Below are 15,364 nucleotides of genomic sequence, written 5' to 3'. Positions count from 1 at the left end.
GCTCTCGAGCGTTTTGCTGCCAGCATCCTCTCACGAAGATGCTGGTTTTTTTTTGCGCGCCCGCTCAGCCGCCGTGTCGCGCCAACCAGGCGTCGATCTGCGGCAGGCGCAGGTTGCGCACCTTGATGCGATACTCGACAGCGGCAATCGCCGTGTTGGTGTCGCCGCGCGCATCCTCGGCCAGATACTTGCTGGCGTAGGCTTGCAGCTTGCCGACCATGGCCGGATCGGCCGAGTACTTGCCGAGGGCAGGGAAGTAGCGGCTGCGCGAGCCGGCTTCCACCTTGCCTTCCACCTGCGCATAGTGGGCCTGGGCGAAATCGAAGGCCAGCTCCGGATGGCGCGCGGCCACGCTGCTGATGATGGACGCGCCGAGTGTGGCCCCCGGTTCATCGGTCAACGCCAGATCCAGCGCGCGCTGTGCCAGCGCCTTGTCGCGCGCCGCGCCAAGCAACTGATACAGCTCGATGCGCGTCATGCTCGATTGCTCGGCCCTGGCGCTGGCGTGCAACTGCTCCCATGTCGCGGCGTCGGCGCTGGCGGCAATCACCGACAGCACAGGACGGCGCAGCGCTGCCGGCAGCGCGGCCGGATCGGTGGCGGCGTCGGCATAGCGGCGACGCGCTTCGGCGATCACCGCCGGGTCGCCGGCCTTGCCCAAGGCGCCGATCAGGGTCTCGCGCAGATTGACCACCGACGCCGATTCGTCCCGGGCCGCATCCCAGCCGATGCGTGCCAGCACCGGCTTCAGGCGCGCGCTGGCAAAGCGATCCAGCGCGGCGCGCTGTTCCGGCTTGCCTTGGTAGTGATCGCGCAGGTCTGCCAGCACCTCGGCGATCTTCTCCCAGACTTCCGGCGCGGCGTCGAGCGGCGCGCGCTGGACCAGCTCCATGAAGCCGGCGGCCGGCGCCTGGCCGGCCAGTCCCAGCGCCCAGCTGTCCGACAGCAGGCCCAGTTGATCGATGGCCGGCAGCGCGGCAAAGCCCTGCGCCAGCGCCGCAAACGCCCTGGGTGCGTACCGCACGCGGTAATAGCCGGCCTGGCCGGCGTTGACCAGCACCGCGCCGCAACCGGGCAGCGTGATGCCGGCCTTGCCGCCGCTGACCACCGTACGCGCCGTCGCGCCGCCGACCGTGTGCGCCACCACCGGCACGCGCCAGTTCAGCGGTTTCTTGTTTTCCGGATCCTTGCTGTATTCGCCCTGCGTCAGCTGGACGCTGGTCTTGCCGTTCTTGCAGACCGCTTCCGACACGCTGATCAGCGGCACGCCCGGTTGCAGCGTGAAGTCATGCGCGATGGCGGTGACCGGCTTGTGCGCGGCCTTTTCGATCTCGCGCCACAAATCGTTGGAGACTGTGTTGCTGTAAGCATGTCTGGCGATGTAGCTGCGCACGCCGGCGCGCCAGGCGTTTTCGCCGACGTAGTTTTCCAGCATGCGGATCACCGACTCGCCCTTCTGGTAGGTGATATCGTCGAAGGCCTGACTGGCCTGATCGACGTTGCTGATGCGTTGCACCACCGGATGGGCGGTGGCCAGGGCGTCGCGCTCCATCGCGGTTTCGCGCGTGCCGACGGCGCGCAGCGCCCAGTTCCATGACGGTTGCAGGCGGTTGGTGGTGCGCGATTCCATCCACGAGGCGAAGCCTTCGTTCAGCCACAAATCGTCCCACCACGACATGGTGACCAGATCGCCGAACCACTGGTGGGCGATTTCGTGGGCGGCGAAGATGAAGGTGAGTTCCTTGTCCGACTGGGTGGCGGTGCGCGGATCGAGCAGCATGCCGTATTCGAAGGTGAAGATGGCGCCCCAGTTCTCCATCGCGCCGAAGGATTGGCTGCGGCCCGGCGCGGCGATGTTGTCCAGTTTTGGCAGCGGGTACTTGACGCCGAAGTAGTCGTTGTATTCCTTGAGCACGGCGCGCGAGGTGTCGAGCGCGAATTGCGCCTGCGACAGCGCGCCTTTCTGTGTCACCACGCCCAGTTCCACGCCTTGTTCGACGGCGGTGGCACGGTCGAATTCACCGAGGCCGAAGAACAGCAGATAGGTCGACATCTTCGGTGTGGTGGCGAAGCGCACCAGTTCGCGGCCGTCGGCAAGTTTGGTGGTGGAAGCGGCCGGCATGTTGGAGATGGCGGTCTGTCCGGCCGGGATGGTGGCTTCCAGCGCGAAGGTGGCTTTGTAGTTGGGCTCATCCCACGACGGGATCATGCGGCGCGCGTCGGCCGCCTCGAACTGGGTGTACAGCGCGCGCTTTTTGACGCCGCCGTTTTCATAATCGAGCGAGAACAGGCCGGCCGGCTGGGTGCCGATCACGCCGGTGTAATCAAGCTTGAACTGATAGCTGCCCGGTTTGAGCGGCTCGGCAAACTGGAAGGTGGCGGTTTGATTTTTTGCGTCGACCTCGATCTTGCTGGCAGCCTGCGCCGGCTGGCCCGGACCGGCGCTGATGGCGGCGGCGCTGAATTTCAGCCCTGCCGCGTTCAGTGTCAGGCTGCCGGTGGCCTGCTTGATGTCCAGCGCGATGGTGACGCTGGCGCTGAAGCTGCCGTTGGCGGCATCCGGCACCAGCGAGACGGCGTAGTGCGTCGGCGCGGCGCTGCGCGGCAGTTGAGTGGTGGCTTGCGCGGTTTGGGCGGCGGGAGCGGCGGCGGCCAGGGGCGGTAGGCCGGCGGACAAACCCAGCATCGCCAACACGGCGAGCGAAATCAGACTGCGTTGCATGCTTATCCTTTTTTGTTGTGTGGCCTCGTGGGCAAGCAATCAATCTAAGGCGAAGCGCTGGCGCTGTCAAATCCCAAATGGGGATATGATTTGGCTACTTCACCGGATATAAAGGCAGAGACATGATCGACCTGTATACGGCCGCCACGCCCAACGGCCATAAAATCTCCATTGCGCTGGAAGAACTGGAACTGGTCTACACGCTGCACGCGTTGGACCTGTCGGCCGGCGAGCAGAAGGAACCGTGGTTCCTGGCGCTGAACCCCAACGGCCGCATCCCGGCCATTGTGGACCGCAGCGAGGACAATTTCGCCGTATTTGAATCCGGCGCCATTCTCATTTACCTGGCGGAGAAGACCGGCGAATTGATGCCCACCGACGTCAAGGGCCGCTCGCGGGTGCTGCAATGGCTGATGTTCCAGATGGGCGGTGTCGGCCCGATGATGGGGCAGGCCAATGTGTTCCACCGCTATTTCCCGGAGAAGATACAGCCGGCCATCGACCGTTATCAGGGCGAGAGCAAGCGCTTGTTCCGCGTGCTGGACGCGCATCTGGCGCAGCACGAGTACCTGGCCGGCGAATACTCCATCGCCGATATCGCCAACTGGGCGTGGGTGCACACGCATGACTGGTCGGGCGTATCGGTGGACGACTTGCCGCATTTGCGGCGCTGGCTGGCGGCGATCGCCGCGCGGCCGGCGGTGCAGCGCGGGATACTACTGCCGCCGCGCGCCGAACGCACCGATCCCACCACCGTGCGCACCATGCTGGAGACGGGGCAATCGCGATGAAATTCTATACCGCCCACCGCGCGCCCAACCCGCGCCGCGTTGCCATGTTCATGGCCGAGAAAGGCCTGCAAATCGAGCAGGTGCGGATCGATCTTGGCGCCAACGAGCAGCGCGGCGCCGACTATTTGGCGCGCAATCCGTTTGGCAGGGTGCCGGCGCTGGAGCTGGACGACGGCCGCATTTTGTGCGAAACGCGCGCCATCTGCACCTGGCTGGAGGGGTATGCGCCGGAGCCCAATCTGATGGGCGAAGGCTACGACGAACGCGCCTTCATCGAGATGGCGGACCGGCGCGTCGAGCTGCACCTGTTCTATGGCATCGCCAACTGCATCCGCCATACGCATCCGGGACTGGCGGCGCTGGAGCAGCCGCAGTTCCCGGACTATGGCGCGGCGCAGGGGGAAAAGATGCGCGAAACGGCGCGCTGGCTGGATCGGGTATTGGCCACGCAACCCTACGTGGCCGGGCAGCGCTTCACCATCGCCGACATCACGGCATTTTGCGCGCTGGAGTTCGGGCGCGGCCTGATGAAGTTCCGGCCGGGACAGGAGGGTATGGCGCATTTGCAGGCGTGGCGCGACCGCATCGCCGAGCGGCCCAGTGCGGATGTCTAGGCGATGCGCTTGTACCAGGACTGGTGCGCCAGCAGCGGTTTGTAGTGGCGCGCCAGCGGATCGTGGTCGTCCAGCGGGCGGTCGAGCGCCAGTGTGCCGAATGGCGCCAGACTGTCGTCGAACAGCTGGAGCACGCGCTTGCGCAGCGCCGGGCCGAAGTCTGGCAGGGCGCGCTGGCCCAGGATCATCTGGAATTCGTTGAAGGAGGCGTCGGTCACCAGGTTGTACTGGGCCCAGGTGATGCGGCTGTTCAGGTGCGGCTTGAGCACGGCGTGCAGGCCGTCGGCGCTGACGTCGAAATAGTCGATCAGTTTGCCGATGCCGCCACTGCGCACGTAGTTGGCTTGCAGCTCGCTCAGGCGTGCCATCGGCAGGCTGGCCTGGCGGGCTTCGGCCAGCATGGCGTCGCTGGCGACGGTGGCGTGGATTTCGGTGCGCGGCGCCAGTTGTTCCTGGTCGAGCAGGATGGCCAGCGTCCATGCCTGCTGCGCGCCGGCGCAGTCGGCCAGCCACACGCGCGGCAGGGCCACGCCATGCAGGCCGGCGCCCAGCGACAGGCGCAACATCGAGACCTCCAGCGCATTGTCGAACATCAGCGCCGGATTGACGTAGAGCGCGCGCAGCAGGGCGTTGTAGCTTTCGTCGTCGTGCAGGATGCGCGATTGCAGGGCGGACAGCGTGGCCAGGCCAAGTTGCGCGCGCAGGGCCTGCACCTTGCGCGTGACCACGGCGCGGTCATAGCCGCGGAAGTCGTAGCCGTGGCACTGGAACAGCGCTTCCAGCAGCAGCTCCAGCTCCAGTTCCTCGACCGAGGATGGCGAATGGCGCCGCCCCGCGCCGCCGGCGGAGACGATCAGCGGCGTCCCCCCGGCGCCATGGCCGGAGGCGCTGCCGTCGACCGCCGCGTCGCGCGGCGTGGCGTCCGGTCCCGTACCGTGCCCGGCGCCAGGGCCAGCGTCCGCCCGGTCGCCATTCGCGGCGGTGGCGCCGGTCAGGGCGGCTTTGATGGAGGCGAGGATCGACGACATCAGTGCAACCACACGCGCATCAGCGACAGCAACTGCGCCACATCCACCGGCTTGGTGATGTAGTCCGACGCGCCGGCCGCGATACATTTATCGCGGTCGCCCTTCATCGCCTTGGCGGTCAGGGTGATGATCGGCAGCGACTTGAATTTCGGGATGCGGCGGATCGCCCGCATGGTGTCGTAGCCATCCATCTCCGGCATCATGATGTCCATCAGGACGATCTCGATGGTCGGGTCGCGCTCCAGCACCTCGATGCCGTCGCGTCCATTCTCGGCGAACAGCACCTGCATCTGCTGGCGCTCCAGCAGCGAGGACAAGGCAAAGATATTGCGCAAGTCATCGTCGACGATCAGCACCTTGCGTCCCGCCAGCCCGCCTTCGGCCGCGTGAATCTCCTCCAGCATGCGCCGCTGCGCTTCCGGCAGGCTGGCCTGCGAGCGGTGCAGGAACAGCGCCGTCTCGTCCAGCAAACGCTCCGGCGAACGCGCATCCTTGACCACGATGGTCTTGGCGTAGCGCTTCAACTTGGCCACTTCCTTGCGGTTCAAATCGCGCGCGGTGTTGATCACGATCGGCACGTCGCGCAGCGATTCATCCTTGCCGATGATGTCCAGCAGATCGAAGCCGCTGATGTCGGGCAGCGTCAAATCCAGCACCATGCAGTCGAAGTGCTGCTCGCGCAGCGCATCCAGCGCCGCCTGGCCGGTTTCCACCGCCACGATGTGAATGTCGTTATCGCCGATCAGCGCAATGATGGACTCGCGCTGCGCCTGTTCGTCATCCACCACCAGCAGGCTGCGCTTGCCGCCCAACAGGAACTTCTGGATGCGGCTGAACTCTTCCTGCAAGGCCTCCTTGCTGATCGGCTTGTTCAGGTAAGAGATGGCGCCCAGGCGCAGCGCGCGCTCGCGCTCGCGCAGCGACGACATCACATGCACCGGAATATGGCGCGTGCTCGGATCGCGCTTCAGGCGGTCCAGTACCGTGAAGCCATCGATATCCGGCAGGTCCAGATCGAGGAAGATCGCCGACGGCAGGTAGTCGCGCGCCAGGCTCAGTGCCGAGTCGCCCTGCATGGTGACGATGCCCTTGAAGTTCTTCTCGCGCGCAAAGCCCAGCACAATCTGCGAGAAACGCTCGTCGTCCTCGATGATCAGCACCGATGGATCGCCCGGCGCGACCAGCCCGCGGTCGTCGCTGCCGCTGTATTCATCGAGGTCCGCTTCCAGCTCGGGCAGATTGACCAAATCGTGATCGATGTGATCGGCCTGCGATGGCGGCGAATACACCACTTGCGGCGTCGGGGTCGGCAGCCGCACTTGCGGCGCGCGCACCATGTCGTAGTTGATGAAGCCCGCGCGGTTGTACGGCAGGAACAGGGTGAAGGTCGAACCGCTGCCGACCACCGATTCCACCCGGATCTCGCCGCCCAGCAGGCGCGCCAGCTCGCGCGAGATCGACAGGCCCAGGCCGGTACCACCGTACTTGCGCGCGGTCGAACCGTCGGCCTGCTGGAACGCTTCGAAGATCAGTTGCAGCTTGTCGGCCGCGATGCCGACGCCGGTGTCGGACACCGCGAACGACAGCACCGCATCGGCATGCAGCAGGTTGGGGTGGTCGCTGGTGAAGCCGCTGGTCACGAGGCTGATGCTCAATGACACCTGGCCGTGGGTGGTGAACTTGAAGGCGTTGGACAGCAGGTTTTTCAGCACCTGCTGCAAGCGCGTGGTGTCGGTCATCATGGCGGTCGGCAGATTGTCCTTCAGCTCCACCGAGAAGCCCAGATGCTTGGCCTCCGCCATGTGGCGGAAAGTACGGTCGACGTAATTGCGCAGATTCTGGAAGCGGTACTCCGACACGTCCAATGTGACGGTGCCGGATTCGATCTTCGACAGGTCCAGAATATCGTTAATCAGGGTCAGAAGGTCGGAACCCGAGCCGTGGATGGTTTTGGCGAATTCCACCTGCTTGCCGGACAGGTTGCCGTCCGGGTTGTCGCCCAGCTGCTGCGCCAGAATCAGCAGCGAGTTCAGCGGCGTGCGCAGCTCGTGCGACATATTCGCCAGGAACTCGGACTTATATTTCGACGACAGCGCCAGCTGGGTGGCTTTTTCCTCCAGCGCCAGTTTGGCTTGCTCCACCTCGCGGTTTTTCCGTTCCACCTCGATATTCTGCTCGGACAGCAGGCGCGCTTTTTCCGCCAGCTCCTGGTTGGTCTGTTGCAGCTCCTGCGCCAGCGACTGCGATTGCGTCAGCAGCGACTCGGTACGGCTGTTCGCCTCGATGGTGTTCAGCACCACGCCGATCGATTCCATCAGCTGGTCGAGGAAGGACAAGTGGGTTTCGGTGAAGCGGTCCAGCGAGGCGATCTCGATCACCGCCTTGACCTGCTGTTCGAACAGAATCGGCAGCACCACGATATTGGTCGGCGGCGCCGCGCCCAGGCCGGACGACACCACGATGTAATCGCGCGGCACGTCGGTCAGCCAGATCCGCACCTTCTCCAGCGCGCACTGGCCGACCAGGCCCTCGCCCGGCAGGAAGGAGGTCGGCAGCTTGCGGCTGGAACGGTAGCCGTAGCTGGCGATCATGCGCAGGCGGGCATCGGACTCCTGCGAGTCCATCATGTAGAACACGCCGTGGTGCGCCGACACCAGCGGCGCCAGCTCCGACAGAATCAGCTTGGTCACCGCCTGCAAGTCGCGCTGGCCTTGCAGCAGGCGGGTGAAGCGCGCCAGGTTGGTCTTCAGCCAGTCCTGCTGGGCGTTCTTCAGCGTGGTGTCTTTCAGGTTACGGATCATCTCATTGATGTTGTCCTTCAGATAGGACACCTCGCCGCGCGCTTCCACCTGGATGGAACGCGACAAGTCGCCGCGCGTCACGGCGGTCGCCACCTCCGCGATCGCGCGCACCTGGTTGGTCAGGTTGGCCGCCAGCTGATTGACGTTCTCGGTCAAGTCCTTCCACGTACCGGCCACGCCGGACACGTTGGCCTGGCCGCCCAGCTTACCTTCCGTACCCACCTCACGCGCCACGCGGGTCACCTCGGATGCGAACGAGGATAATTGGTCCACCATCACGTTGATGGTGTCTTTCAGTTCGAGAATCTCGCCCTTCACGTCCACCGTGATCTTCTTTGACAAGTCGCCGCGCGCCACCGCCGTCGTCACCGCCGCGATGTTACGCACCTGGCCCGTCAGGTTGGACGCCATGAAGTTCACGTTGTCGGTCAGGTCCTTCCAGGTGCCGCCCACGCCCGGCACATAGGCCTGGCCGCCCAGCTTGCCTTCGGTACCCACCTCGCGCGCCACGCGCGTCACCTCGGAGGCGAAGGAGGACAATTGGTCCACCATCACGTTAATGGTGTTTTTCAGTTCGAGAATCTCGCCCTTCACGTCCACCGTGATTTTCTTCGACAGGTCGCCGTTGGCCACCGCCGTCGTCACGTCGGCGATGTTACGCACCTGGCCCGTCAGGTTGGACGCCATGAAGTTCACGTTATCGGTCAAGTCCTTCCAGGTGCCGGCCACGCCGGACACGTTAGCCTGGCCGCCCAGCTTACCTTCCGTGCCCACCTCACGCGCCACGCGGGTCACCTCGGATGCGAAGGAGTTCAATTGGTCCACCATCACGTTGATGGTGTTTTTCAGTTCGAGAATCTCGCCCTTCACGTCCACCGTGATTTTCTTCGACAGGTCGCCGTTGGCCACCGCCGTGGTCACGTCGGCGATGTTACGCACCTGGCCGGTCAGGTTACCCGCCATCGAGTTCACCGAGTCGGTCAAGTCCTTCCAGGTGCCGGCCACGCCCTTCACCTGCGCCTGGCCACCCAGCTTGCCCTCCGTACCCACCTCGCGCGCCACACGCGTCACCTCGGAGGCGAAGGAGGACAACTGGTCCACCATCACGTTGATGGTGTTTTTCAGTTCGAGAATCTCGCCCTTCACGTCCACCGTGATTTTCTTCGACAGGTCGCCGTTGGCCACCGCCGTCGTCACCGCCGCGATGTTACGCACCTGGCCCGTGAGGTTGGATGCCATGAAGTTCACATTGTCGGTCAAGTCCTTCCAGGTGCCGCCCACGCCCGGCACATACGCCTGGCCGCCCAGCTTACCCTCCGTGCCCACCTCGCGCGCTACGCGCGTCACTTCGGAGGCGAAGGAGCGCAGCTGGTCCACCATCACGTTGATGGTGTCTTTCAGTTGCAGGATCTCGCCGCGCACGTCCACGGTAATTTTCTTCGACAAGTCGCCGTTGGCCACCGCCGTCGTCACCTCGGCGATGTTACGCACCTGCGAGGTCAGGTTACCCGCCATCGAGTTCACCGAGTCGGTCAAGTCCTTCCAGGTGCCGGCCACGCCTTTCACCTGCGCCTGGCCACCGAGCTTGCCTTCCGTGCCCACCTCGCGCGCCACGCGCGTCACCTCGGAGGAGAAGGACGACAGCTGTTCCACCATGGTGTTTGCCGTCATCGCCGCCCGCAGGTACTGGCCTTTCAACGGGTGCCCGTCCACCTCCAGCGCCATGGTCTGCGACAGGTCGCCTTTCGCCACCGCGCCGATCACGCGCGCCATTTCGGAGGTCGGACGCACCAGGTCATCGATCAGGGTATTGACCGAGCTGATGATGGTGGCCCAGCCGCCGGCCGTATTCGGCATCTCGGCGCGCTGCGTCAGGCGGCCCTCGCGCCCCACCACGCGGCTCACCTCCGTCACCTCGCGCACCATGCGCGCCTTGGTGTCGATGATGTCGTTCAGCGTGTCGGCGATCTTGCCGGCCATGCCTACCCAGTCGGAAGGCATGCGCACTGAAAAGTCTCCTTTTTTCAGCGCCATCAGCGTGGACAACAGCAGCTTCGCGTCCAGTTGTTCGCCCAAATCGGTCATATTATTCATGGCTTATTCCTCGTTGCTTAGGAGGGTAGGTGAGGTGAAATCAATGCTGGTCTGCTCCAGCAGGCCGGTCGCCGGCAGCGCTGGATAAAATAACGCACCCTGGCAAGTGTGGCAACCCAGTTCTTGTAACACTTCCAGTTGCTGGCGTGTTTCCACGCCTTGCGCCACCACCTGCATCGACAGCGCGCGTGCCAGATGGATGACGGCGGCCACGATGTCGGTGCCGCCTTCGTCGTTGCCGATCCCGTGGATGAAACCGCGGTCGATTTTCAAGGTGTTGAGCTGCCAGCGCTTGCAGGCCGCCAGCGACGAGCGCGCGCTGCCGAAATCGTCCAGCGCGATGCGCACGCCGGCGCTTTGCATTTGCGTCAACAGCTGCGCCAATGGCTCGCTGGCGCCCAATAGCAGGTTTTCGTTCAGTTCCAGGCCGATGCTGCCTGCCGCCAGCCCGTGCTTGCGCATGGCCGGCAGCAGCACTTGCAGCAGGTCCGCATGCAGCTGCGGCGTGGCCAGGTTGAGCCAGATGCACAGCGGTGGCGCGCCCGCTTCCTGCCCGGCCGCGCTCATGGTCTGCCACAGCGCCGCCTGCGCGCAGCATTGCCCCATCACCCAGGCGTCGATGCGGTCGAGCAGGGCGCGTTCCTGCACCATCGGCAGGAATTGGGCCGCCTCCAGCGCGCCGTGCACCGGGTGGCGCCAGTGCAGCAGCGCTTCGGCGGCGATCACGTGGCCGGTGTCGAGATCGACCTGCGGCTCGTAGCGCAGCTCCAGCTGGCTGGCCGCCAGCGCCTTGCGCAGTTCCAGCGTCCAGCGTTCGCGTTCCCGTTCGCGCACGTTCAGCTCTTCATGGAAGAATTGCACCGGCGTGGCGCCATTTTGCTTGGCGTGATACATGGCGGTGTCGGCGTTTTTCATCAGCGCCTGGGCGTTGGCGCCATCCTGCGGATACAGGGCGATGCCGATGCTGGCCGCCGTCTTCACGCGATGGGCGCCGATCTCGAACGGCAGGGCGCAGGCCATCTCGATCTTGCGCGCCACGCGCGCGGCGTTGGCCAGCGCCGACTTGCCCTCGATGAGCACCACGAACTCGTCGCCGCCCAGCCGGGCCACGATGTCGGCCACGCGCACCGCCGCCGTCAGCCGCGCCGCCACTTGCCGCAGCAGTTCGTCGCCGGCCTCGTGGCCATAGCTGTCGTTGATCGGCTTGAATTTGTCGAGGTCGAGGAACAGCAGCGCGAACCCGACGCCGCTGCGGTCGGCGGTGGCCACCGCGTGCTCCAGCTGCTGGATCAGGGCGCGGCGGTTGAGCAGGTTGGTCAGGGCGTCGCGGGTGGACAGCTCGTGCGCCAGTTGTTCCGCCTGTTTGCGCTCGCGGATCTCCTGTTCCAGCTCGCCGTTGATGCGCTCCAGGTCTTGCAGGCGCTGCACGCGCAAATCCTGGTTGAGGCGCGCCAGCTCCTCGGTCTTGATGCGCAACTGCATATTCTTCTTGGCCATCTCCACGAACACGCCCACCTTGGCTTGCAGGATTTGCGGGATCACCGGGGTGAACAGGTAGTCGGCGGCGCCGTGCTGATAGCCCTTCAGGCGGTTCAGCTCGTCGGCGTAGTGGGCGGTGATGAAGATGATGGGCGTGCCGGCCGAGCGCGGGTGCGAGTGGATCGCCTCGGCGGTCTCGAAGCCGTCCATGCCGGGCATGCTGACGTCCAGCAGGATGACGGCAAACTCGTGCAGCAGCACCTGGCGCAGCGCTTCCTTGCCCGAGCCGGCGGTGATCAGTTCATACAATTGCAGGTCGGCTGCTTCGAGCAGCAGGCTTTCCAGCGCATACAGGCTGGCCTGATCGTCGTTGACGAGGAGAACTTTGGGAATCTGCACGGCAATGGTGGATGGTAGCGTGTTTGGACGGAAAAAATATCGATCTATTTTATCGTTTTAATAACTCGGCTTCCAGCTTTTCTCAGCCAAAAAATATTATCGGAACTAAATTTTCCTGTGCGCACGATTGAGGCCTGGCCGGTCGCCGAATTCTCACCAATTCTTTCACTGGTTCCCGCGCGGCATTAATAGTATGCTGCGTTGGTGCAAATATTTTGAAAACGGCTCTGCATGCTGAAACAGGCTAACAGGAGAAAAGCGGTCAGTCGTTCGCGCCTGATTTTCTGGGGCGTGGGCTGCATGCTGGCGGCCAGCGTCGGCGCGCTGCTCTACAGCGCCGCCGCCCGCACCGTGGACGACGACGCGGCACAGCGCTTTGAAAACCTGGCGCGCAGCACGCAATATGGCATTTCGGCCCGCATCAAATCCTATTCCGACCTGACACGCGGACTGGCGGCGCTGTTCCAGACCGCCGACCATGTCTCGCGCAAGCAGTTCAGCCAATATGTGAACAGCCTCGATATCCCACGCTACTTCCCGGCCATCGAGGCGCTGACCTGGGCGCCGGTGGTGACGGACGCCCAGCGCGAGGCCTTTGTCGCCGCCGTGCGCGCCGAGGGCTATCCGGATTTCGACATCACGCCGCCCGGCCGCCGCGAGCAGTACGCGGTGCTGACTTACCTGGAGCCGGTTTCGATGCTGGAGGAACGGCATGGCGTCGACATCGCCGCCAATCCAGTGGTGGCGCGCATGCTGGCGTCCTCGCGCGACAGCGGCCAGGTGGCCGCCTCCGGCCAGCCGATCATCGTTCGCTTGCCGACCCCGCACTTCGGCCTGGGCGTGCGCCTGCCGGTCTACCGCCGCGGCATGCCGGCCGGCACCGTGGCCGAGCGGCGCGCCGCCTATCTGGGGTCGGTGGGGGCGGGCTTCAGTATCCCGAAGCTGGTGCAGGGGGCCATCGACGAGATGACGGTGCGCCAGGTGCATCTGACCCTGTACGCCGACGGCAGCGCCGATGTCGAGCAGCGCCGTCTGGTCATCGAGAAAACCGACCGCCTGCTGTTCAACGACACCGGCGCCATGGTCGCCCCCCCGGTGCCGGCCGCCGAGCGTGAGCGCATGTTCGAGACCGTGCTGCCGATCGACTTCAATGGCAGCTTGTGGAAGGCGCAGTTCCAGGTCCGCAAGGACGCGCTGCTGACCGGCTTCGATCTCTACTTCCCGTGGATCGCCGCGCTGACCGGCTTTGCCGGGGTGCTGCTGCTGTATAGTTATCTGTTTGTGCTGTATGCCTCGCGCCGCCGCGCCATCAAGCAGGGCGTGTTGCTGGACACGGTGCTGAACAACGTCGACGCCCACGTCTACATGAAGGACCAGAACCGGCGCTACCTGTACGTCAACGCGCGCATGGCCGAGTCCATGGGCTTGCCGGCGCACGAGATCATCGGCAAGCTGGATCGCGAACTGATGCCGACCAAGGCGGCCGACGCCCAGTGGGCGTTGGAGCGGCCAGTGTTTGCCGACAGCGTCAAGCGCGCCGGCGAGACCCAGTTCATCGACCGCGATGGCGTGGTGCAGCACCAGTGGACGGTCAAGGTGCCGGTGGAGCTGGGGCGTTCGTTCACGGCGGTGATCGGCCTGTCCACCGATGTGACGGAGTTGCACAAATTGAAGGAGGAAGCCGACGCGGCCAATCAGGCCAAGAGCGACTTCCTGTCCAACATGAGCCACGAAATCCGCACGCCGATGAACTCCATCATCGGCATGGCGCATCTGGCGCTGAAATCGGTGACCCATCCCAAGCAGCGCGATTACCTGCTAAAGATTTACCACTCCGGCCAGCACCTGCTGGGCATCATCAACGACATCCTCGACTTTTCCAAGATCGAGGCCGGCAAGATGGATCTGGAGGTGCTCGACTTTACGCTCGATACGCTGCTGTCGAATATCTCCTGCCAGCTGGGCGAGAGCGCGCATGCCAAGGGCCTGGAGCTGGTGTATGAGATCTGGCCCGGCCTGTCGCACCAGTTGCGCGGCGATCCGTTGCGGCTGGAGCAGGTGCTGCTCAACTTTGCCAGCAATGCGATCAAGTTCTCCGAGAACGGCAAGGTGAGCATCCGCGCCCGGCCGCTGGAGGAGCGCGACACCCACATCATGGTGCGTTTCGAGGTGGTGGACCATGGCATCGGCATGACGCAGGAACAGGTGGCAAAGCTGTTCCAGTCCTTCCACCAGGCCGACACCTCGACCACGCGCCGCTATGGCGGCACCGGGCTGGGACTGGTGATCAGCAAGCAGCTGGCGGAATTGATGGGCGGCGGCGTGGGCGTGGAGAGCGCGCCGGGCGAGGGCAGTACTTTCTGGTTCACGGCGCGCCTGGCCAAGGGCGTGCGCTTCTTGCAGCAGACCGACGAATCGGTGCGGCCGGATGTGCTGGACAGCATACGCGGCGCCTCCATCCTGCTGGTGGAGGACAATACCTTCAGCCAGCAGGTGGGGCAGGAGCTGCTGGAGGATGCCGGCGCCACGGTGTGCGTGGCCAATAACGGCAAGGAGGCCATCGATCTGCTGCTCAAGGAGCGCTTCGACTGCGTGCTGATGGACGTGCAGATGCCGGTGATGGACGGCTACGAAGCCACGCGCCTGATCCGCGCCCATCCCAAGCTGTCGGCCACGCTGATCATCGCCATGACCGCCAACGCCGGCCGCGACGACCAGCAGCGCTGCCTCGATGCCGGCATGGACGAATTTGTGACCAAGCCGATTGCGCCCAAGCTGCTGTTCAATATGCTGTCCAAGTGGATGAGCCAACGCGCACGCGCGGCCGCCAGCGAAATGCGCAAGCCGGCGCCGCCGCCGCCGTCGTACTTCTCGGCGCCGCAAGGCGTGGCCGTGCTGCCGTCGCCGCCGGTGTTCGTGCCGCGCCAGATGGCGCCGTCCGCGCCGGCCGTGCCGCCTGCCGCGCTGATCCCCGACGCCACCACCGTCGCCGCCGAGCTCCCGTCGCAGGCCGTGGCGCCGGCGATGCCGCCCGCGCCCCGTCCCGACACCGCACCGGCCGAGCTGTTCGACGTCGCCGCGCTGGCTGAAACCTTCGGCGGCAAGCCGGACAAGATGCGCAAGTACGCGCTGCTGTTCCTGAGTTCCGCGCGCGACGGCCTGGCCGAAATGGACGAAGCGCTGGCGATCGAAGACCTGGCCCACCTGGCCGAACTGGGCCACCGCACCAAGTCGGCCGCGCGCGCGGTCGGCGCCATGCAGTTCGGGAACCTGTGCTACGCGCTGGAGCAAGTGCGCAACGATCCCGATGCCAGCAACGCCAAACGCCTGGTGGCCGAACTGCACGCCATGCTGGCCGTGCTGGACCAGCATATCGCGCAGGAACTGCTGGCATACGCTCCGGGCTAGAGCGATAATAGGGGTTCGATCACACTGA

7 protein-coding genes are annotated in these 15,364 nt (G+C 64.8%); 3 read left to right on the top strand and 4 right to left on the bottom strand.

What is annotated here, in order from left to right:
* Positions 1 to 64 precede the first annotated feature (64 nt).
* Positions 65 to 2,722: a M1 family metallopeptidase gene (locus tag GM676_RS03400; protein ID WP_155461991.1), complete on the bottom strand. Its 2,658-nt coding sequence runs from the start codon at positions 2,720 to 2,722 to the stop codon at positions 65 to 67.
* Positions 2,723 to 2,844: 122 nt separating this feature from the next.
* On the opposite strand from GM676_RS03400, the gene GM676_RS03395 reads away from it, so the two are divergent.
* Positions 2,845 to 3,513 carry a glutathione S-transferase family protein gene (locus GM676_RS03395; RefSeq protein ID WP_155461990.1) on the top strand — a complete coding sequence of 223 codons (669 nt, stop codon included), beginning with the start codon at positions 2,845 to 2,847 and terminating at the stop codon, positions 3,511 to 3,513.
* Entirely contained in the window at positions 3,510 to 4,127 is a 618-nt protein-coding gene (locus GM676_RS03390) for a glutathione S-transferase family protein (protein ID WP_155461989.1), read from the top strand. Before GM676_RS03395 ends, GM676_RS03390 begins: the two co-directional genes overlap by 4 nt.
* Here GM676_RS03390 and GM676_RS03385 read toward each other — a convergent pair.
* From GM676_RS03385 to GM676_RS32910, 3 genes are read right to left on the bottom strand one after another with little or no spacing between them, the layout of a single operon-like run.
* Entirely contained in the window at positions 4,124 to 5,155 is a 1,032-nt protein-coding gene (locus GM676_RS03385) for a CheR family methyltransferase (RefSeq protein ID WP_155461988.1), read from the bottom strand. The two genes, GM676_RS03390 and GM676_RS03385, sit on opposite strands and share 4 nt — an antisense overlap.
* The gene (locus GM676_RS03380) at positions 5,155 to 10,050 is read right to left on the bottom strand and encodes a HAMP domain-containing protein (protein WP_155461987.1); all 4,896 of its coding nucleotides are present in this window, start codon (positions 10,048 to 10,050) and stop codon (positions 5,155 to 5,157) included. The genes GM676_RS03385 and GM676_RS03380 overlap by 1 nt, the downstream gene beginning before the upstream one ends.
* A 3-nt stretch (positions 10,051 to 10,053) precedes the next feature.
* A complete protein-coding gene (locus GM676_RS32910) occupies positions 10,054 to 11,928 on the bottom strand; it encodes a putative bifunctional diguanylate cyclase/phosphodiesterase (RefSeq protein ID WP_371866094.1) in 1,875 nt (624 codons plus the stop codon).
* A gap of 231 nt (positions 11,929 to 12,159) precedes the next feature.
* Here GM676_RS32910 and GM676_RS03370 point away from each other — a divergent pair, with 231 nt between their 5' ends.
* The gene (locus tag GM676_RS03370; protein ID WP_155461986.1) at positions 12,160 to 15,336 is read left to right on the top strand and encodes a CHASE domain-containing protein; all 3,177 of its coding nucleotides are present in this window, start codon (positions 12,160 to 12,162) and stop codon (positions 15,334 to 15,336) included.
* Positions 15,337 to 15,364 lie beyond the last annotated feature (28 nt).

It is taken from the genome of Duganella radicis (genome assembly GCF_009720825.1).
Classification (GTDB): Bacteria; Pseudomonadota; Gammaproteobacteria; order Burkholderiales; family Burkholderiaceae_D; genus Rugamonas; species Rugamonas radicis.
This window is presented reverse-complemented; position numbering and strand designations above follow the sequence as displayed.

What these genes read in the sequence shown, in the direction of transcription:
- GM676_RS03390 (WP_155461989.1), top strand. Translation starts at nt 3,510, where the DNA reads ATGAAATTCTATACCGCCCACCGCGCGCCCAACCCGCGCCGCGTTGCC.
- GM676_RS03385 (WP_155461988.1), bottom strand. Translation starts at nt 5,155, where the DNA reads ATGTCGTCGATCCTCGCCTCCATCAAAGCCGCCCTGACCGGCGCCACC.
- GM676_RS03400 (WP_155461991.1), bottom strand. Translation starts at nt 2,722, where the DNA reads ATGCAACGCAGTCTGATTTCGCTCGCCGTGTTGGCGATGCTGGGTTTG.
- GM676_RS03370 (WP_155461986.1), top strand. Translation starts at nt 12,160, where the DNA reads ATGCTGAAACAGGCTAACAGGAGAAAAGCGGTCAGTCGTTCGCGCCTG.
- GM676_RS03395 (WP_155461990.1), top strand. Translation starts at nt 2,845, where the DNA reads ATGATCGACCTGTATACGGCCGCCACGCCCAACGGCCATAAAATCTCC.
- GM676_RS03380 (WP_155461987.1), bottom strand. Translation starts at nt 10,050, where the DNA reads ATGAATAATATGACCGATTTGGGCGAACAACTGGACGCGAAGCTGCTG.